This window comes from Herbaspirillum sp. ST 5-3, assembly GCF_004804275.1.
Classification (GTDB): domain Bacteria; phylum Pseudomonadota; class Gammaproteobacteria; order Burkholderiales; family Burkholderiaceae_D; genus Noviherbaspirillum.
Genome location: NZ_STGI01000002.1, coordinates 633436 through 652208, shown reverse-complemented (window position 1 = coordinate 652208; position 18773 = coordinate 633436). Strand labels below are relative to the sequence as shown.

The window sequence follows — 18773 nt, the reverse complement described above, 5'->3', positions numbered from 1 at the left end:
AGTGCGATTTTTTTAGCGCATCTTTCATCGTATTGCTTCCCTTGTAACGCAATGAAACAAATTCCGATGGGAACTATTTTCCCGCCGGCAAGCTCTGACGTGGGCATTTTTGTTTCGTCAATTCAGAGGGAAGCCAACGTGTCATCTATATTCAAGCAGCAATTTTTCCGAGCTGCAGTGTCCTGCGCCTGTGCTAGTGTCTTGCTCGCCGCCTGTGGCGGCGGCAGCACCGACGATCCGGCGCAATCCGATCAAGCCGCCTCCGAAAATGCGGGTACGAACCTCACGGCAGGATATCTGCACTGGAAAAAGAAGTCCTCGACAACCGATCCGGCACCCGCGCCTGCTCCGGCACCCGCGCCTGCTCCGGCACCCGCGCCGGCTCCTGCGCCCGCGCCTGCTCCTGCGCCCGCGCCCGCACCGGCTCCTGCGCCAGCTCCCGATCCGGGAACGGTCAACCGCTTCGCCTGTGGCGGCAGTGCGGAAGCCGCGGTATGGAAGCTGTGGGACGGCAATACCTATATGCACAACTATCTGGTGCAAAACCTGCTGCAAGACCGTCTGCTCACGCAGCATGATGTGTATGCCTTGTACGAGTTCCAGATCATTTCCAACAACACCTGGTTCATGGCGCAGCGTTGCGGCGAGCCCAGCCGCCTGCAGGAGGTCGCGCAGCACATCCGAACGGCATACAGCGCCCTTGAGCAAACCTCGACGGGACGCCAGTGGATCTGCCGCGGCGGCTCTATCTGCACCGACAACGGTTACATCGGCAAGGAAGTGATGCTGGCAAGCGTGCAGTTCCTCGGCCTCGCCACCCAGGTTGCCAATGCGCTCGCGCATTCCGGCGCGACGCTGACCGACGCTGACAAGCAGTTCATCAACGACACGATCCAGATCACCGCCGAGCACATGGCTCGCTGGGGCAGCGACTGGACTATCAACAACCTGAACCAGATCGCCACCAAGACTGCGGCGGACATCACGGACAGCTCGGATGCGTATTTCTTCTCCGACAAATACCTCTGGCAGATCATCATCTATTCGGAACTGTCCGGCCTGCGCCAATGGCAGCACGACCAGAACATTGCAGAAAGCTCCGTCGTTCTGAACAACGCCACCCGCATGCACGACCATCTGAGCGCCCTGCTGAAGCTCTTCAACGCACGCGTTTCGCTGCTGCGCACCTCGACCGGCCGTCTCGGCGCGGACATGTCGACGGCGGACATGGCCGACCTGGACCGCGGCTACTGGAGGCTCGCCGCGCATAACGGCTGGTCCGGCTATCAAGGCAGCACCAAGCCGGTGCAGTGCTCGCCGACCAAGCAGGTCAATGTTGCATCCAGCAGCTCGACCCGCAGCCCGGATATCGGCTGGGACTTCAACCACGCGCGTCGTCTCGTGCACGGCATGGATGCGCTGGAGCGCAGCCGCGACACCCTCAAGAGCGCCTTCGGCTTGACCGATGCGCAGCTGCCATCGACCGCGTTGCCGCGCGCATTTGCCGCCAGCCTGGTGAATACGATCTGGAATGGCGACAAGGCCGCGCCGCTGTTCTCCAACTACTGGAGCGGTGCCAACGGCTACTATCTCGCCCAGTACGACAGCTCGAGCTGCGTGGAAGGACATGTGCCTTACGGGATTACCGACTCGTTCGCGACCGGCGGCTACATCACCTGGGCGCGCCACTTCCCGCTCATCGCCGAGCTTGGCGTCCGGTTGTACGACATGATGAATTCGCCGACCGATTCGGCGTCGCCATTCATGACCAAGTACTACCAGCGTCTGAGCGCCTCGGGTGATCCGGAGAACAAGGCCATTTCGCAGTTCATGTTCATTCCGAGCCTGGTCGGCGTGCCGAACGTCGTGGGATGGTAAGCGCTACCTGTTGACCGCGCATATGGAAAAGCCGGCATGGCAACATGCCGGCTTTTTTTGTCGGCGCGCCGTCAGCAGCGCGAGTCACGGGTGATAAAGGGTTTTTCGTTGCCGGACAAGTGCAGCGCGGCCGACACCATCCAGCGCTCCAGCGACCCTGGTCTGAGCTGCCAGACCACGAGAAAGACAAGTGCGCTGCCCGCGAGCAGTGCAGGGTTGACCGGCGCCGTCGGCAGGCTGGCCGACTTCCTGATGAATCCGAGGCTGACCGCGCCTCCGATCAGGGTGCCGCCGACGATTTCCGGGATCGAATGGAAATCGTAGAATGCCAGGCATGCGCCCATCGCCAGGCTGAAGGCGACGCCAAGCAGCACGCCGACGGCCCGCACCTTCACTGAATTCCCCTGCAACAGCAGATACATCCCCACCGGTGCCACGGAGGTGGTCAGGTATGCATGGCCGCTCATGGCCTTGAACTCGATCGACGGGATCCCCACGCCCCATCCCATGAAGGCCATCTTCGATGCAATGATCAGACCAAGGCCGGACAGGAACAGCAAGGACCACCACAGCGCGACGCGATATCCGCGCGATACGAGAAGCCAGGCACCGATGGCCGCCGCGGCAGGCAGCATGAACGACGTGCCGCCCACATAAACCAGTTTCATCCATGGAATCAAGTCAGGTCCCTCCTCATGTGCCGCTGGTTCCGCCGGACGCCTGCGCCAGAACCTCTTCGAGCACGCTGCATGTCTTTTCAATGTCGGCTTCGGACAGCGTCGGATGCACCAGGAACATCAAGCTGGTTTCGCCCAGTTCCCTGGCAACCGGGAGGCGTTCCGCCGGCCGGTAGCCGCTGCCGTCGAATGCCTTCTCAAGATAGACCTCGGGGCAGGTGCCGTGATAGCACGGTACGCCGCGCGCAACGATTTCGGCAAGAATGCGGTCGCGCGACCAGCCGTCGGCCAGTCGCTCCGGCTCGACAAAGGCATAGAACTTGTAATAGGCATGCCGCACATGGCCGGGAACTTCCGGCACCCGCACGGCGGGAAACTGCCGGCACACGGTGGCAATGCGCTCGGCGTGCATTCGCCGCCGCTCGCTCCATGCCGGCATGTGACGCAACTGGATGCGGCCGATCGCCGCCTGCATTTCCAGCATCCGCATGTTGGTGCCGAAGGATTCATGCACCCAACGGAAGCCCGGCGCGGCAGCATGCTCGTGCATCGCATCCCACGACTTTCCATGATCCTTGAACGACCACATGGAAGCCCACCATTCCCGGTTGCTGGTCGTCACCATGCCGCCCTCGCCGCCTGTCGTCATGATCTTGTCTTGGCAAAAGGACCAGGCCGCGATATGACCCAGGCTGCCCACGCTGCGCCCCTTGTAGCGCGCGCCATGCGCCTGCGCGCAGTCTTCGATCACATGCAGGCCATATCCGCCCGCCAGCGCCATGATCGGGTCCATGTCGCACGGCATGCCCGCCAGGTGAACGCAGATGACCGCCCGGGTGCGCGGCGTCAGCACCGCGCGGATGGTGTCTGCGCTGATGTTCTGGCTGTCCCGGTCGACATCGGCAAACACCGGCCTGGCACCGCAGCCGATGATGCAACTGACGGAAGCCATGAAGGTGCGCGGCGTGACCACCACCTCATCGCCCGGCCCGATACGAAGCGCATGGAGCGCCACCTCCAGCGCCGCCGTACCATTGGCAAGCGCGATGGCATGATGCGTTCCGACCCAGGCCGCGAACTCCCGCTCGAACTCGCGGCACTCGGTGCCGGTCCAGTAATTCACCTTATTGGAAAGCAGTATGTTCCTGGCCGAGTTCGCCTCTTCACTTGTGAAGCTTGGCCACGGGGGGAACGGGGTATTCAGCATGGTTGGTTTCCTCTCGATGGTCTGTTTCTTTCCTTTGCATGATCCTTGCCGGATTGCCCACCATGGTGACGCCGTCCGGAACGTCCGCCACCACCACTGCGCCGGCACCGATCATGACCTTGCTGCCGACGGTAATCTGCTGGCGGATGCACGCCCCGATGCCAACCCAGCTCGCATCGCCGATGCACACCTCGCCGGCAAGATTGGCCCCCGGGCTGACGTGCACGGCGGTTCCCAGCACGCAGTCGTGCTCCACAATCGCGCAGGTATTGATGATGCAGGCAGGTCCAAGCGTGGCGCCGATATTGATTACCGCGCCGGCAAACACCACGCTGCCGGCACCAATGCTGGCGTGCCGGCTGACGGTACTCGCCGGATGAATCACGTTCACCAGTGAGAAGCCCGCATCCTGCAACTGAAACGCAATACGTGCGCGCAGCGCATTGTCGCCAATGGCAACCACTACGTCGCAGCTGTCCGGCGGTAGTTGCATGAAGGCGTGGATCGATCCGACATAAGGCCATGGCCCATTCTCCACGCGCTGCGGCCAGGCGTCGTCGTAGAAGACGATATCGTCCCAGCGACGGCAAGCTTCCGCCGCATCAGCTACGACCTTGCCGTGGCCGCCTCCGCCGAGAATGGCAAGCCGCCTCACGTGGGTTTATCCCTGAGTTGTCCGTTCATGCCTGAGCCCTCACCGCATCTATCGCATTCTTCCTCACTCCTGGATTACTCCCGCAGCACTGTGCGGACCGTCATGAAAGCCTCCGCATGCTTCACCGAAATGGTCGCGCCGCGGAAACGCGCCAGCGCGTCCATGGCATCGAGCGAGCGGGGATGCGGAGAGTCCTTGAGCTGCGAAGCGAAGCAGCGCATCGCATCGAGCTTTTTCGAAAATACGCTGCTGACTTCGACGAAGTGGTCCGGGATGAAGGCATCATCGCCAAAGGGATGGCCCCATTCCGTTTCGGACAGCGTTTCGTACGCATAGATATTACGCACGCTCGACTGTGCCAGCGGCCGGCATGCCACCAGAGCCGCGCCGAACACAACCGCATGGTCATGGTGCAGGTCGCCGCGGTGCGGCACATAGACGGTCTCCGGCCTGAACTCGGCGATCGCTTCGCCAATCGACTGCGATATCTTGTAGCGGGGATACTGGTCGAGCCGGGGCGCGGGGAAATCGAAAAAGACTGTCCGCTGCACGCCGAGCAATGCGTGGGCGCGTTGCGCCTCCCTGCGCGCCGTTTCCACTGCCGCGACCGGGAAAATCTCCGGCGCGCCGAGAGATGCGTTGGTCATGATCGCGACGGCCACCTTGTCTCCGGCGGCCACATGCCGGGCGATGCTGGCGCCGCAGCCCAGCACTTCATCATCCGCATGCGGCGCAACCACCAGGATATTCATAAGCCGAGCCTCCCCTTGATGAGATCAAGTTCACGCCTGAGCGCATGGATTTCGGTTTCCGGGCAATAGCCCAGGCGCATGCCAACGCGCAGCCCGGTTTCCTGCCGTCCCGCGTCGTGCTCGAAGGAATAGTCGTTGATCCAGAGCAGGCCGTTCCCCGTTTGCACCAGCGCGCGGCGGTCGCTTGTCATCTTCAGAATGCGCCCGACCACGCCCTTGATCGCCAGTCCGGTCTCGATCGCGCTCTGCCAGACGAACAGCCTGCGCGCACCGGTGAAGGTGAATGCGCCGGGATGCGGCCGCGTGCTGGCCTTGACCAGCCGATCGATTTCCTGCGCATCGCGATGCCAGTCGATCCTGCCGTCTTCCGGCGCACGCCGGCCATACTCGGTGACAAGCCGATCGTCCTGCGGTACCGGGTCCCATTCGCCGCGCTTGAGCGCGGGCAGCCACTCGTCCAGGGCTGTTGCAAGCGCCTGCAGTGCCTTCTTCTCCACTGTCCCGGCATCGTCATCCGGCAGGATTGCAAAGGGCACCTGCCTGAATATCGGGCCCGCATCGGCTTCATGATCGATGAGGAACAGCGTGGACGCGCCAACGCTCTCCTCCAGCACGAGCCAGGCGATCGGCGCCCTGCCCCTGCCCTTCGGCAGGCAGGTCGGATGAAAGCCGATGCAGCCCAGGCGCGCGCTGGCGATGATCGCTTCCGACACCAGCTGCGACAAGCCGACCACGAATATGAGGTCGTAGCCTGCCGCAGCGATTTCCTCCTCGTGGGCATTGATTTTCCGGAAGGGCGTATAGGCGACGCCGCTCTCCATGGAAGGCGCACGCAGGGATGCGTAGCCGCTCACCTGGGAAACGTCCTCCGGCTCATAACCATAAACGCGGTGCGGCGCCATCCCATGCTGGAGCAGCTTCTGCAGGGTAAGCAGACTGGAATTGACGGCACCGATCAATGCCAGCTTCATGGCACCGCTCTCTTTTCACCAAGCAGCACGACAAAAACCGTTTTCCAGAGGATCTGACAATCGGTGGCGAAACTCAGGTTATCAACGTACATGCGGTCCAGGCGCCAACGCTCCGGCCAGCTCAGGAAGATGTTTCCATTGACCTGCGCCAGTCCCGTCAGGCCCGGACGCACGGCAATGCGCGATCTGCCGTTCTCGTCGAACTCCGCCTGAAGGTCGGGCAGGCATGGCCGGGGGCCGACGATGCTCATGTCCCCTTTCAATACGTTCAACAGCTGCGGCAATTCATCGATCTTGAATCGCCGGATGAACTTCCCGACGCGCGTGACTTCCGGGTCGCCGCCATATACCTGTCTCGCCGGCGTGCGCGGCACGTCCACCATGGACCTGAACTTGTACAAATCGAATATCCTTCCGTTCAACCCCAGCCTTTTTTGGGTGAACAGGATGGGACCGGGGCTGTCCAGCTTCAGCAATACGGCGGTCAGGAGCAGGATCGGCGCGACGAGCAGCAGCAGGACAAACGCTGCCAGTACGTCAAAGGGTCGCTTCAAGAAAATCCTGTACATTGCCTGCCCCCGCCCCGCCTTCATCATTGCGGCCCGCTGCGCCGCAGCTCTTCGTTTCCCTCGTCCTGCTGGTTTTCCACGGGCGCCAGGTACCGCGGGAAAAAACCGGGAACGGGCAGCCAGCACCTTCCATTACGGTGTTCATGGTCACGCCGCACTTCCTCAAGAAAACGGTAGGCATCCGGATCGTGGATGATTCTGCGCAGGGTGAATGGGACGACGTGGTCCGGATCAAACGACTGCTTGAACCGGAACAACTCATCGCCTGGCGCCAGCCCACCGCCCAGCACCAGCCATTTGTAGCCGTTCCGTCCTCCCCACTGGATCACTTCATGTTTGAGCAGATTGTTGGGCCGCTTCGCAAACGCGGATGCCAGCGATCCGCCAAGGAAGGAATAAATCGTGTCATGCGAAAGCAGCAGAAGTTCCGACGACACGATCTGATCCTGATCATAGACATGCGCATACATCGTCGCCTTGCGCTTTCCCAAGCTGAAAGCCAGTTGCCTGAAACGCTCGGAAGGAAAGAAGTAGCTGCCTGCCGCGCCACGGCGCGTCATTGTCTGGTAGTAGATATCGAGGAAGCTGTCGAGATGCTCGCCCTCCGGATCGAACGCCACGCGCAAACCCGATTTCATGGCGCGATTCACATTGCTGCGCACGGCATGCTTGTAATTGCTCCAGATCTCATCCGGCGAGCGGTCAAGCTTGACGAGGACATTCGGCTGCTGGTCCACTTCCCCTTGCGCGCGGCGTGCAAGCCTCGCCGGGAAAATATCTTCGCGCACGAATTCACTGACGAAATGCCGCTCCTTCAGCTCCTGGTCCAGCAGGCATTCGAAAGCTTGCGAGGCGGCCTGCATGTGCTCCACCTTGCCTTCAAAGAGCGCACCGCCGTATCCGTAAGGGGACACGAGATGCCTCCAGGATTGCCGGACGTCCCTGAACGGGAGGAAACTGTTAACGCTGCAGTGAAAGAAGGGATAAATGATCCTCGCGTCTTCCGCATGCTGGCAGACCACGGCCGCCGGCTGGAAGTGTTCGGGCCGCACCAGCTCCAGGAAGCCAGGATGGTCATGCGGCCGCTTGTGTTCGCTTTCCTCCCAGTATTTCTCGTAGGTGGCGCAATCTGTGCGGTCATCCAGGTTCAACCAGGTTATCGATGTGTTCTTGTCCATGTCTCGGATCGTCATGCCTCGCCGTGCCGCTGCGGCGCATACGCGATGGAAAATTCGCGGACAAGGCCGGCCACGCGGGCCATGTCCGCCTCGGAATAGCGCGCATCGCAATGAATGGAGAGCATCCTGCGGCTCAACTCCCGGTGCTCCGGCGGCACGCCTTCACACACTGGGGTCTCCAGCGGCCACAGGACTGCGGGATAGACGCGGCGGCTGATCAGGTTTTCCAGCAGATAAGCCCGCCGTGCCGGCGTATCGAGCACAATGACGCAGGAAAACGGGCATATCCCTTGCTCGTCGTCCGGCTGCAATACTTCCAGGCCGGGAATGTCTCGCAATGCCTGGCTCAGGCACGCGTGGTTTTGCCGGCGCGCCGAACGCATGTGCTGCACGGGAAGACTGCGCAGCAGGTTCGCGCTCCACACCGTCATCGCCGAGGCATCCCCGGTGCGCAGGCTGCCCTCTGCCTCGGTGTAGAGATTGCGGAAATCGTCCTTGCTGATCGCATGCCCGTGCAGGTACAGACTCTTGAGAAGCATCGCGGCGATCTTTTTCGACGATGCTTCTTGCCGTTCCCGAGTCGGTCCGACCGACGGTGGCAACGCGTAGCCGGCCGGCGACCATAACATCGCGCCGTCGGGAACCGGCAGCGTTTTGCGCAGGGAAGCGACGCACCAGTCGGCCTTGCTTGACATGGCCCATTCCGACCAGGGGTCGTGCGTATGATCCTCGATGATCTCGATCCGTCCGCGCGCCATGTCCCGGTAATCCGGCCTGCGGCCGAGGCCGAAGAAGTTTACTCTCAGGACGACATCGCCCTCTCTCGTCGCAACATCGCCGAGGGATATCTGCCGCCGCCCGGGCTCATCCGGGTACAAGGCCATGTCCATGCCTGCGCCCTTGAGGCTGGCGACCACAAACTGGCAGTAATACGACGGCACCAGCAGGCGCTTCCATCCGCGTGTCTTCATGCCATGCAGAAGAAGCGCGCGGAAGGCATCCCGTCCCGAGGCATAAGGTCTTGCGTCGCCCTGCCACGGATCGACCGGCCGGTCGGCGGCCGCATACTGCATCAGGTGGAAATCCGACCCCTGCTCCCATCTTTCCTCACTGCGTGTTGTGGTTTCCGGCAATTGAATCTTCCTCATCAGTTCGTCAAGACCGTTCCTTCGCGCAGCTCCCGGCCATCGTCAATTCCGGACATGCGGAGATAGCCATCCCTGAGCTTCACGACGAGCGTATCGTCATAGTTGAAGATGACCGTCCCATCACTCACGGAAGAAAATTTTTCGTCCATGTACTTGCCCCCGACGCGTGAGGCACGCGGCACAAGATAGAGATTGTCTCCAAACCGGAATCGCGCCATTTGTCCTGGAACAGAAAACGCCGCGATCCGGCGCAGCGTCAGGTCAATCGGATCGTTGAAATCGATCCGCATCGCACTATCGCTGCGGTTGAAGTAAAGTCGGCCGCTGCTCAAATGACGCAGCTCATCCTGGCCGGGCAAAAAATTGCGGGCATAGGCCTTTCTGAAGGCATCGCCTTCTGCCATGAACGCAAGCCGATAGAGCAGGCCGAGATCGGCGCCCTCTTCCACATCCACGTGGACGCGCGCAATGACAGCACCCGTATCGATGCCGTCATCCATCTCATGGCAGCTTGCACCGAGTGGCTGGCTGAACAAGATCGCGCCGTTCACCGGATGCTTGCCTTTCAGGTTGGGCAGCAGGGAAGGATGGACGTTGACGAATTGCTGGCCGTCCTTCTTGAGCAGGGAGACCGGAATGATGTAAGGGCAGCCATTCGATATCAGCAGCTCGAAATCCGCCTGCCGCACCGCGTCGATCAATTGCCGCTTGCTGCGCAGCACGGTGAATTCCACGCCGCTGCGCGCGAGCCGTTCCTGCAGCAGCGAGCCTTCCACCGCGAGAATTGCGGACAGCTCCAGGCCAAGCTCCCATGCCGCATCAAGGACCGCGGGCCGGCTACCCACAAATAATGCTTTCACTGTTCAATCGTTCGGACTGTTGGGATGAATGATTAACGACGCACGGGAATGGCATGAAGCGCTTGCAGCCTCTGCCATGGCAGTGTCACACACTGGAAGCCTTGTATTTCCCATACCTGGACCCATAGCCATAGCGCGCGGATCCGGTTCGCGCATCATTGAATACCGTGCCGGTCACCGTATAGCCAGCCTGGTTCAGGCCTTTCACCGCATCCTCGATTTCGACAACGGTGCTGTAGCCGCCGCGCACCACATTCAGGATCACACCTGCGTGGGATGCGACGGCGAGCGCGTCCGATGCCGCCAGCACCGGAGGGGTATCGATCAGGACGTAGTCGTAATGCCGTGCAAGCGCCGTCAGGAGCTGACCGAAGTTGCCATGCGCCAGCAGTTCCGCCGGCCGCTTCGTCATGCTGCCGGCCGTGATGAAGTCGACGTTATCGACCACGCCCCGGTGAACGACCCGTTCCGGTCCGATGTTGTCGCTGATGGCATCCGCCAGGCCGGTGCCACGTTCCATATCGAAGTAGCGATGCAGGTCGCCGGCGCGCAGATCCGCATCAATGAGCAGCGCCCTCTTGCCGAGCGATGCGAGCACTGCGGCAAAATTCACTGACACGAAAGACTTGCCGACACCCTGCGTCGGGCCGGTGATCATGATGATGTTGTTGCTGGAACTGGCCATCGCATACTGCAGGAAATTACGCAACCGGCGCAGGCTGTCGAGCGTGCTGTCGAAAGGCGCATCCTGCGACAGGATGGAAGGCTTGCGCGCGCCGCCGCCAAATGGCCCGGGCAGCCTCGCCTGGCCAGGCCGGTGCGGGATCGTCGCACTGACCGGAAGCCCGAGCAATTGTTCGATTTCGTGCGGGGCGTCGACACGGCCATGAATCGTCTTCCATATGAACGCGAAAATGATCCCCAACACGGTGCCGGCGATGGCCGCCAGCGAGATGATCAACAGCTCCTTTGGCTTGACGGGCTTGATCGGCACCGCCGCGATATCCAGCAGGCGCGCATTGCCGACTTCGCTGGAGGCGGCCAGCCGCAGCTGCTGCGCTGTTCCGAGCAGGCTGGTGTAGAGGTCGGTATTCACCTTCACGTCACGGCTCAGGTGAATTGCCTCCTGTTCGAGGTCGGGCAGTTCCCTGATCCTGGATTCCAGCCGGGCCAGTTGCCGGTCAAGTCCCTCGATCTGCCTGTTCACCTGGACCAGCGCCGGATGCTGGTCCTGGTAGTTGGTCTGGAATTCGATTTTCTTCTGGTTGAGCTCGACGAGCCGATTCTGGATACCTACCGACTGGTCCAGCAGCATCTTGCTTTCGGCGGCGAGGTCATAAGTCCTGTGTCGGTTGCGGAACTCCTTGTAGCGGTCTTCCGAGGTTTCGAGCTGTTCCTTCAGCTCGGGCAACTGCTTGTCGAGGAATGCCAATGATTTTTGCGCCTTCTCCGACTTGCGGTCCACGTTCAGGCCCACATACTCACGGCCGATCTGGTTCAGCACGTCGCTGGTCAGTACGGGATCGCCACCTTCCAGTGCCACCGCGATGATGCCGGATTGCTTGCCCTTTTCCGTCACGCGCAGGTCTTTCTGCAGCTTTTCGACAGCCTCCAGCTCGGCATGGCGGATGAGCTCGAACTGCGCGCCGGGCCTCGCGGCAAGATGCGTCACACTCAGTTCGATGTCACCGCCGTCAGTCCTTGCGACCAGGCGTTCGCCTACCTTTCCCTTGAGATCGATCCCGTCCCTGTTGCGCGTCAGGCGGTACGTGCCGTCCCCTTGCGCCGTCAGGACGAAGGCGCGGCCTTCCAGCGCGGCCGGCACATTGAAGACATCCACATCCGCGCGCTCCGCGCCCCAGACATAGCCGCCATAGCCAAGCAATCCCGGATTCGAGAGCCCCTTGCTGCGGCGCGCGACCCATGCGCCGATACCGGGGAAATACTTCGGTTTCACGACGATATCAAGCCGCATATGCTGCACCGCCCGCGACAGGACAGTGCGCGAGCGCAGGATTTCCATTTCCGATGCCGTCGCAGTGCGAATGTCAAACGCAGTCGACAGATCGCTTTGGATATTCTTTGGCGCGCCGGTACTGGAACTGGCCGAGGTGTCTTCGACCTGGACAAGAATGTTCGCTTCGTAGATCGGCGCGGCAACAAGAACATACGTCACGGCGAGCAAGGTGACCAGCAACGCGATGCCGGCGATCAGCCAGCGGTAGTCAGCAAGGAAGGAGAGATGTTTTCCGACCTCGATCGCATCGCTCCTCTCGTTCATGGGATGGATCTGCCGGACGGCAAGAGGTTGTACTTGCTGGATGGGTGCGTTCATGTGCATGCTTTGCTGGACAGTAGTGCCTGGCGGTTTGCACAGCATCGTCTCTCGCCTCCCGGATTTTTCCATGCAGGAATGCGAGGCGCCGACGATATCGCTGCGTTGTAATCAGTCGTCTTCCGGCCGCGACGCATGCCGCAGCCCCTTTTTACTTTACTGATGCCGGATGAAAAAAATAAGTAGCGAATTTCGATGCGACGATGACCCGCACCAGCTGACCGATTGAATTATTCGATTGGCGCTGCCGGAACGGCTGGCAAGGCGCCGCTGGAAATGGCACGGGCGCACAAGGCGAAAAAAAAGCAGCCCATTTGGGCTGCTTTATCTGGCGGAGACTGTGAAAATCGAACTCGGCTTTTCTCGGATTTTACTGGACAGTCAACTCATACTTAAGTCGTTGTTTTTAAACGATTAGCAAAAATAGTTTGTCCAACGCAATCCGAAGTGATACGCTTACATCAACTTTTCATTTGTGGGTTGATTTGAGGATGACACGAGTTCGGATGCGGATTTCGGCGGTAGGAATCAAGCACTTGAAAGAGGGCTATCACGCGGATGGTGATGGCCTTTACTTGCAAGTGTCAGCGACCGGCGCGAAGTCATGGATTTTGCGCTTCATGCTGAACAAGCGCGCACGCGAAATGGGGATAGGCGCGTACCCGCTCTATTCCCTGTCGGAAGCACGCGAGCGAGCAAAGAAGTATCGTCAACTGGTCAAGGATGGCATCGACCCGATTGAACATCGGAAGGCTGAGCGCGAAAAGAACTTGATGGCAACTGCGCAACGTCGCACCTTTGAGGAATGCGCGCACGAATATCAAAAGCTCCACGCGAGCGGATGGAAGAACGCCAAGCACGCTAGTCAGTGGGTGAACACCCTGGCAACCTACGCATTCCCGGAGTTCGGCAAGAAAGACATTTCGGACGTGTCGAAGGCGGACGTTCTGCGCGCACTGGAACCGATCTGGGCCACCAAGCCGGAAACGGCATCCCGAGTTCGTCAGCGCATCCGCGCCGTACTGGATTGGGCGGCAGCGCGTGACTATCGGCGCGGCCACGATCCGCATATCTGGGATCAGATAAGCCAGTCCCTACCCAAGACCAAGGACATCAAGAAATCAAAGCACTTTGCGGCATGCCCCTATACCGGCATCTATGACGCCTTGACGTCAATTAAGAACTCCAATGCCGGCGAGACGGTAAAACACGCCTTCGAGTTCATCATACTGGCGGCGGCACGATCCGGCGAAGTGCGCGGCGCGCAATGGGCGGAAATCGACTTTGAGGAAAAGAAATGGACTATTCCCGCCGAACGCATGAAGGCCAAGCGGGAACATCGTGTTCCGCTTTCTCCGCGTGCTATCGAAATTCTGAAGGCGCAACAGCAAGTGACGGGCAAGAACGCGTCAGGATTGATCTTTGCAAGCGACAAGGACAAGCCCTACTCCGATATGACCTTCACGATGGCGTTGCGGCGCCTGGGCCACGAGTTCACCGTTCACGGTTTCCGCTCCACGTTCCGCGATTGGGCGGCAGAGCAAACCGCATTCCCGCGTGAAGTCTGCGAGGCGGCATTGGCGCACGTATCGGCCAAGGACGCGACCGAGGCAGCATATTTTAGAAGTGATCTATTCGAGAAGCGACGCCAGCTCATGGAAGCCTGGGCGACCTACTGCGCGACTGAGAAGAAGCCGGCGGAGGTAGTCGGCATCGGAGAGAAAAGGAAGAAGAAGTAGCACACCGACCCGGCGGCACCGGGAAAGCGGCCAGTAAGGATGCGCGAACATCATTACCGGCCTAACCAAAACCCAAACTAAACAGGAGTTTGAATCATGGCTAATGCCAATGTACCGCAATCAGTCGAAAGACTGTTAGAGATTAACCTCCACCTTGCAAACCTGCTTAGCCTCTTGGAAAAGAAAGTTCAGGATGAAGGAGAAACGTTAATTCATTCGGCGCGCCGTTACCTTGACGACGAGTTCGGCATTCTGAAGCAATTGGAAGGAGCCGCATGATGGTCAAGAGCGTTTCTATGGTGACTAAAAAAAGCGAAGCAGTGACCTTATGTGACGACCTCCACGCAATCGCCGCGCGCCTTGCAGGAGTCGAGGAAGTCTTGCGGGAAATGGGCGAAAAACCCGCAGGCAGAGGAAACACCTTGCACTTATTGGCCGGCGTGGTAGCTACCGCAAACGATCAAATTTGCCGTGCTGCAGACCGTGTGAGCGACTTACATACAGTGGAGTCAGCGCAATGAAACATCAACAGGAACAGGCATTGCTCGCAGCGTTTCGACGCATGAACGAAGACGAGCGGGAATTCATGGTCGAGTTCGCGCAAATGCACATCGAGAGCCGCAAGAACCAGCGGCCAGCACTGCACCTTGTGGCAAATACACCAAGAGCGCCAATGAATCGCTGAATCTCAACCACCGCCGGGAAACCGGCGGTTTTTATCTTGATAAGTCACACAGAATAATTCCTAGGCGATAACTTCATTATCTAAGCGTTACGCTTTTGCAACAAAGGCGATCTGCACTATAGAAATCGCACTTATTACCCCTCAATGCACCTCTATGCACCTCTATGCACTTATTGCACACCGCAAAAAACTACTGTTCAGCCGTACAGGTCATGAAAATTAATATCATTACAAAATAACGAGAATTTTTTCTATGGAGAAGCCCCCTTTTTTCATTACAATTGCTTCAAGTCCAAGAGAAACCTACTAGATACAGTAAGAATTAAGCGGCGCTTGCTGGATGTGGCGGGGGAATTGAGGAAGGGAGCAACCCAAGGGACGGCAATCCCAAGGGTTGCGATGTTTAAGGCGAGGGCCAGAAACGATTGCACCCGGCTAAGGGCAACTCGATTTTATACCAGATTGCTAAAGAAAACTAAACACTTTGTTGCACGGTAATGGACTTCTTTAGCGGAACTGGGGTTCTCGCCACTTTTTAAGAAGGTGGCAATATGACAACGAATATTGAATTTCTCAAGCTGGCTGTCGTGATGGGCAAAACCGGGAAATCGCGCAGCTCCATCTATCAAGCCATTAAAGACGGCGAGTTTCCCGCGCCTGTCCGCATCGGCCCGCGTGCCGTTGCATGGACTTCCACTTCCATAGCCGAATGGCAGCAATCGCGCATCCAAGCCTCTAAAGCAGCGTAAGGAGGCGACAAGATGACGCAAATAAAAAAGGCAGCCGGTAGCACGGCAGCCTGGGAAAGCTCACGCCAAAATATTAGCAGCCTATCCCCCCTGATCGAGCTGCGCAGCAATGGCGTTATGCCGAAATCCGGCCTTATCTGGATTGGCTTGGGATGCTGTCCACCGAAGCGCAATGCACTGACGATTGACCCAGAACGACTGCCGACTGATGAGGAATGCAAATCCGTTGCCGGCCTGGACGTTGTTCTGATGGTCAACGGCTATCTGAGTAAATACTCCCCGCTACGCAAGTTATGCGGTTCCCTGCTGGCTGCTAGGCCGCGGCGATTGCAAGTTATCGACCTGGACTATAAGCGCATTGCGTTCTTGAAGAATGGGGGCTGCCGATGAGTACATATGTCGAACAAGGCTTCGACGTTGAACCGGAAGCCGAGCACGCTGCAGAAGCGCGCAAACTCGTTGAGCAAGCTGTTGCAAAAGTCGTTGCCCCTAAGGTTTTGCGCTGCTATCGGGCCGTCAATATCGTGGAGCTGGTACAGACCCCGCTGAAGCCACGCGAGCGCATTTTATCGCCTTGGCTGTTGACGCAAAGTCTTTCCATGCTCTACGCATGGCGAGGCGTCGGAAAGACGCACGTTGCCCTTGGAATTGGCTTTGCAGTCGCAAGCGGCGGCGCTTTTCTGGGCTGGCAGGCTACTACCCCGCGTCGAGTGCTCTATCTGGATGGCGAGATGCCTGGTGCATCGCTGCAATCACGTCTTGCATCGCTAATCTCAAGTTCTGACGTTGACTTTGATCCTGATAATTTCAGAATCGTGACACCGGACTTGCAAGATGGTGCGATGCCTGACATATCGACCGTGCAAGGCCAAGAAGAAATATTCCCTCTTACAAAAGAGGCCGATCTAATCATCGTTGACAATCTATCGACGCTGGCTAGATCGGGTGGGCGCGAGAATGACGCTGAATCTTGGCAGGTAATTGCAGAGTGGGCACTGATGATGCGGCAGGAAGGGAGATCCGTGCTGTTCATTCACCATAGTGGCAAAGGTGGAGGACAGCGCGGCACATCCAAGAAGGAGGACATTCTTGATACTGTCATCACCTTGAAACGACCGCCTGACTACCAAGCCGATGAAGGCGCAAAGTTCGAAGTGCATTTCGAGAAAGGCCGCGACTTGCACGGTACAGAAGCGGAGCCATTTGAAGCGGCATTGATAACTGACCCGCACGGAAATCAATCTTGGGCAATCTCCAAGCTGGCCGAAGCGACCTTTGATCGTGTCGTTTCACTAGCCAACGAAGGATTAAGTCAAGCCGAGATTTGCATTGAGTTGGACATTCACAAGTCGAATGTTTCCAGACACATGCGCAAGGCTAGGGAACTCGGAATGCTGAAGGGAGATGCCAAATGACCGCCGCTCAGAAAAGTTGCGCAGTTGCGTTGCCTATACAACGCAACTGCGCAACTCCCGCAAATGACGCAACCTTGAGTGCAACCGGCACGCATCAAAATCCCCGGAAACCCGCATCAATCCGGGAGTTGCGGGCGCAACTCAAGGCGCAACAGTACCGCAACCAAGCGGAAACAGTAACCGCAACTGCTGCATCAAAAGTTGCGCACGATCCGCCGGTAAGTTGCGCAGTTGCGTTGCCTAAGGAGCGCAACCGCGCAACTGATTTGATAGCGGAGTTTATGGAGGTTGACGGACTCTCACTTGCAGAGGCAACGCAACTTGCGGCGGACTGCGCAAATATTCGGCCAGCGCATGAATGGCTGGCGATGATAAAGGAACTGGATGCTTTGATCGGTCAGTTCTGCGAACGCTTCAAGCTGGATGATGCTGCAAAAGAGCGCATCTTGGAGGTGCGAAGTCGGCAATCATTATTCAGTATTGCGCACTCCCTTGACTGGTTTCGCAATGAGCTAAAAAGCAGTTAGCCGACCATTAAACCGCGCATTGAAGCCTGCCCTAACCGGCTGGCTTTTTTCATATTTGGCGACTGAAAAACTACACCACAAAAATATTTTTCATCCGAGGAAATCCGAGGAAGTATTGCCTATTAAATAGGCATTGACCTGTGTTTTTATCCAGTGTATTTAGGGGTTACATCAACCCCTTTGCAAAGGATAAACATGATCCACAACATCAAAGAGCAGCGCGCTCTGGCAGTGGCCGAAATGCGCGGAATGGTCGAAAAGGCGCAAGCCGAGAAGCGCAATTTGAACGCTGACGAAACCGCGAAGTTCGATCAACTGAAAGCCAAGATTACAAGCCTTGAAGCAGAAGAAAGTCGAGCCGCATTTCTGGCTGAAGCTGAACGCCACATGAAGGGCGAAGCCGTCACCGACAAGCCGCTCGCCAATCTGGAAAGCCGCATCAATCTGGTGGACGCGATCAACGCGCAAGTAGAACAACGTGGCCTGACTGGTGCGCTTGCCGAGTATGCGCAAGAGCATGAGCGCATGACCGGGCGCAAGGCTACCGGCGTGGCTGTCCCGATGAGCATCTTTGAAAAGCGTGCTGCGCAAACCACCACCACCGCTGCCGGCATCGTGCCTGACGATTTCCGGCCCGATCAGTTCGTCGGCCTGCTGCGCAATGCCTTGGTAGTCAAGAGCCTGGGCGCACGCGTGCTGCCGAACCTGCGCGGCGATACCGTGATTCCGCGCCAGAAAACATCGAGCACCGCGCAATGGCTCGCTGAAGGCGATAGCTTGACCGATTCCGGCCTGACCTTCGACAACATCACGTTGAAACCGCGTCACGTCGGCGCGATTACAGAACTGTCTCGCCAACTGCTGCAACAGGCTAATCCGGCGATTGAACAACTGGTTCGTGACGATTTCGTGAACGTGGTTTCCGCTGCCGTCGATCTGGCACTGTTGCACGGCGATGGCATCAAGGAACCCGAGGGCGTGGTCACCGCTGCAACCGGCACCGGCACACTGGCTACCCTCAATTGGGGCACCGTGCTAACCGTGCTGGAAGGTCTGACGCTGGACAACATCGCGCCGAACTACTGGCTTACCTCGCCGGGCGTGGCAACGATCCTGCGCAAGACATTGAAGGATGCCGGCTTACCGGGCTACCTGATGGAAAACGGCCAATTGGCAGGCATTCCGGTCGCAGTCTCCAAGCACCTTGCAAACAAGGCAGGCGCACCGGCAACAGGCCGCGCTATCCTGGGCGACTTCAGCGAAATGATTATCGGCACCTGGGGCGGCGTGGAAGTGCTTGCCAATCCTTATGCAACCGGCCCGTATGAGCGCGGCGGCGTACAGATTCGCATCCTGACGACGATGGACATGACCCCGCGCCGTGAAGAAGCGTTCGCCATCGTTGACGACATCACGCTGTAACGGGAG

20 protein-coding genes are annotated in these 18773 nt (G+C 58.7%); 10 read left to right on the top strand and 10 right to left on the bottom strand.

Annotation, left to right across the window (positions count from 1 at the left end; all coding sequences use genetic code 11):
* Window positions 1-138: 138 nt before the first annotated feature.
* Window positions 139-1878 (top strand): hypothetical protein, encoded by a 1740-nt coding sequence (locus E6W33_RS06655; protein WP_168798509.1) that lies wholly within the window; start codon window positions 139-141, stop codon window positions 1876-1878.
* A gap of 71 nt (window positions 1879-1949) precedes the next feature.
* Here E6W33_RS06655 and E6W33_RS06650 read toward each other — a convergent pair whose 3' ends face one another.
* The 10 genes from E6W33_RS06650 to E6W33_RS06605 form a co-directional block, all read right to left on the bottom strand.
* Window positions 1950-2546 (bottom strand): membrane-associated phospholipid phosphatase, encoded by a 597-nt coding sequence (locus tag E6W33_RS06650; protein ID WP_136415574.1) that lies wholly within the window; start codon window positions 2544-2546, stop codon window positions 1950-1952.
* Between the two features lie 25 nt (window positions 2547-2571).
* Complete coding sequence (locus E6W33_RS06645; protein ID WP_136415572.1) at window positions 2572-3762, bottom strand: DegT/DnrJ/EryC1/StrS aminotransferase family protein; 1191 nt, start codon at window positions 3760-3762, stop codon at window positions 2572-2574.
* The gene (locus E6W33_RS06640) at window positions 3719-4417 is read right to left on the bottom strand and encodes an acetyltransferase (protein ID WP_136415570.1); all 699 of its coding nucleotides are present in this window, start codon (window positions 4415-4417) and stop codon (window positions 3719-3721) included. Before E6W33_RS06640 ends, E6W33_RS06645 begins: the two co-directional genes overlap by 44 nt.
* 74 nt (window positions 4418-4491) lie before the next feature.
* Window positions 4492-5169 (bottom strand): PIG-L deacetylase family protein, encoded by a 678-nt coding sequence (locus E6W33_RS06635; RefSeq protein ID WP_136415568.1) that lies wholly within the window; start codon window positions 5167-5169, stop codon window positions 4492-4494.
* Complete coding sequence (locus E6W33_RS06630) at window positions 5166-6140, bottom strand: formyltransferase family protein (protein ID WP_136415565.1); 975 nt, start codon at window positions 6138-6140, stop codon at window positions 5166-5168. Before E6W33_RS06630 ends, E6W33_RS06635 begins: the two co-directional genes overlap by 4 nt.
* Entirely contained in the window at window positions 6137-6694 is a 558-nt protein-coding gene (locus E6W33_RS06625; protein WP_247869543.1) for a sugar transferase, read from the bottom strand. The genes E6W33_RS06630 and E6W33_RS06625 overlap by 4 nt, the downstream gene beginning before the upstream one ends.
* A gap of 38 nt (window positions 6695-6732) precedes the next feature.
* Window positions 6733-7887, bottom strand: coding sequence for a GNAT family N-acetyltransferase (locus tag E6W33_RS06620; RefSeq protein ID WP_168798552.1), 1155 nt, complete (start codon window positions 7885-7887; stop codon window positions 6733-6735).
* A gap of 11 nt (window positions 7888-7898) precedes the next feature.
* Window positions 7899-9035 (bottom strand): DegT/DnrJ/EryC1/StrS family aminotransferase, encoded by a 1137-nt coding sequence (locus tag E6W33_RS06615; RefSeq protein WP_136415558.1) that lies wholly within the window; start codon window positions 9033-9035, stop codon window positions 7899-7901.
* A complete protein-coding gene (locus tag E6W33_RS06610; protein WP_136415556.1) occupies window positions 9035-9895 on the bottom strand; it encodes a formyltransferase family protein in 861 nt (286 codons plus the stop codon). Before E6W33_RS06610 ends, E6W33_RS06615 begins: the two co-directional genes overlap by 1 nt.
* 85 nt (window positions 9896-9980) lie before the next feature.
* Window positions 9981-12230: a polysaccharide biosynthesis tyrosine autokinase gene (locus E6W33_RS06605; RefSeq protein ID WP_168798551.1), complete on the bottom strand. Its 2250-nt coding sequence runs from the start codon at window positions 12228-12230 to the stop codon at window positions 9981-9983.
* 536 nt (window positions 12231-12766) lie between these two features.
* Between E6W33_RS06605 and E6W33_RS06600 the strand changes: the two genes are divergently transcribed.
* From E6W33_RS06600 to E6W33_RS06565, 9 genes are all read left to right on the top strand, one after another.
* Window positions 12767-13969 (top strand): site-specific integrase, encoded by a 1203-nt coding sequence (locus tag E6W33_RS06600; protein WP_247869542.1) that lies wholly within the window; start codon window positions 12767-12769, stop codon window positions 13967-13969.
* 96 nt (window positions 13970-14065) lie between these two features.
* On the top strand, window positions 14066-14248 hold the full coding sequence (locus E6W33_RS06595) for a hypothetical protein (protein ID WP_136415549.1): 183 nt from the start codon (window positions 14066-14068) through the stop codon (window positions 14246-14248).
* On the top strand, window positions 14245-14490 hold the full coding sequence (locus tag E6W33_RS06590; RefSeq protein WP_136415547.1) for a hypothetical protein: 246 nt from the start codon (window positions 14245-14247) through the stop codon (window positions 14488-14490). Before E6W33_RS06595 ends, E6W33_RS06590 begins: the two co-directional genes overlap by 4 nt.
* Window positions 14487-14654 (top strand): hypothetical protein, encoded by a 168-nt coding sequence (locus E6W33_RS26950; RefSeq protein WP_168798550.1) that lies wholly within the window; start codon window positions 14487-14489, stop codon window positions 14652-14654. The genes E6W33_RS06590 and E6W33_RS26950 overlap by 4 nt, the downstream gene beginning before the upstream one ends.
* 551 nt (window positions 14655-15205) lie before the next feature.
* Entirely contained in the window at window positions 15206-15403 is a 198-nt protein-coding gene (locus E6W33_RS06585; RefSeq protein ID WP_136415545.1) for an AlpA family transcriptional regulator, read from the top strand.
* A gap of 12 nt (window positions 15404-15415) precedes the next feature.
* Window positions 15416-15793, top strand: coding sequence for a hypothetical protein (locus E6W33_RS06580; RefSeq protein ID WP_136415543.1), 378 nt, complete (start codon window positions 15416-15418; stop codon window positions 15791-15793).
* Window positions 15790-16818 carry an AAA family ATPase gene (locus E6W33_RS06575; protein ID WP_136415541.1) on the top strand — a complete coding sequence of 343 codons (1029 nt, stop codon included), beginning with the start codon at window positions 15790-15792 and terminating at the stop codon, window positions 16816-16818. Before E6W33_RS06580 ends, E6W33_RS06575 begins: the two co-directional genes overlap by 4 nt.
* Complete coding sequence (locus E6W33_RS06570; protein WP_136415539.1) at window positions 16815-17345, top strand: hypothetical protein; 531 nt, start codon at window positions 16815-16817, stop codon at window positions 17343-17345. Before E6W33_RS06575 ends, E6W33_RS06570 begins: the two co-directional genes overlap by 4 nt.
* A gap of 195 nt (window positions 17346-17540) precedes the next feature.
* Complete coding sequence (locus E6W33_RS06565; protein WP_136415537.1) at window positions 17541-18767, top strand: phage major capsid protein; 1227 nt, start codon at window positions 17541-17543, stop codon at window positions 18765-18767.
* Window positions 18768-18773 lie beyond the last annotated feature (6 nt).

Excerpts from the sequence above, each read along its gene's own strand:
- E6W33_RS06650 (WP_136415574.1), bottom strand. The coding sequence starts at position 2,546 with ATGAAACTGGTTTATGTGGGCGGCACGTCGTTCATGCTGCCTGCCGCG.
- E6W33_RS06645 (WP_136415572.1), bottom strand. The coding sequence starts at position 3,762 with ATGCTGAATACCCCGTTCCCCCCGTGGCCAAGCTTCACAAGTGAAGAG.
- E6W33_RS06635 (WP_136415568.1), bottom strand. The coding sequence starts at position 5,169 with ATGAATATCCTGGTGGTTGCGCCGCATGCGGATGATGAAGTGCTGGGC.
- E6W33_RS06630 (WP_136415565.1), bottom strand. The coding sequence starts at position 6,140 with ATGAAGCTGGCATTGATCGGTGCCGTCAATTCCAGTCTGCTTACCCTG.
- E6W33_RS06620 (WP_168798552.1), bottom strand. The coding sequence starts at position 7,887 with ATGGACAAGAACACATCGATAACCTGGTTGAACCTGGATGACCGCACA.
- E6W33_RS06615 (WP_136415558.1), bottom strand. The coding sequence starts at position 9,035 with ATGAGGAAGATTCAATTGCCGGAAACCACAACACGCAGTGAGGAAAGA.
- E6W33_RS06605 (WP_168798551.1), bottom strand. The coding sequence starts at position 12,230 with ATGAACGCACCCATCCAGCAAGTACAACCTCTTGCCGTCCGGCAGATC.
- E6W33_RS06595 (WP_136415549.1), top strand. The coding sequence starts at position 14,066 with ATGGCTAATGCCAATGTACCGCAATCAGTCGAAAGACTGTTAGAGATT.
- E6W33_RS06590 (WP_136415547.1), top strand. The coding sequence starts at position 14,245 with ATGATGGTCAAGAGCGTTTCTATGGTGACTAAAAAAAGCGAAGCAGTG.
- E6W33_RS26950 (WP_168798550.1), top strand. The coding sequence starts at position 14,487 with ATGAAACATCAACAGGAACAGGCATTGCTCGCAGCGTTTCGACGCATG.
- E6W33_RS06585 (WP_136415545.1), top strand. The coding sequence starts at position 15,206 with ATGACAACGAATATTGAATTTCTCAAGCTGGCTGTCGTGATGGGCAAA.
- E6W33_RS06580 (WP_136415543.1), top strand. The coding sequence starts at position 15,416 with ATGACGCAAATAAAAAAGGCAGCCGGTAGCACGGCAGCCTGGGAAAGC.
- E6W33_RS06575 (WP_136415541.1), top strand. The coding sequence starts at position 15,790 with ATGAGTACATATGTCGAACAAGGCTTCGACGTTGAACCGGAAGCCGAG.
- E6W33_RS06570 (WP_136415539.1), top strand. The coding sequence starts at position 16,815 with ATGACCGCCGCTCAGAAAAGTTGCGCAGTTGCGTTGCCTATACAACGC.
- E6W33_RS06565 (WP_136415537.1), top strand. The coding sequence starts at position 17,541 with ATGATCCACAACATCAAAGAGCAGCGCGCTCTGGCAGTGGCCGAAATG.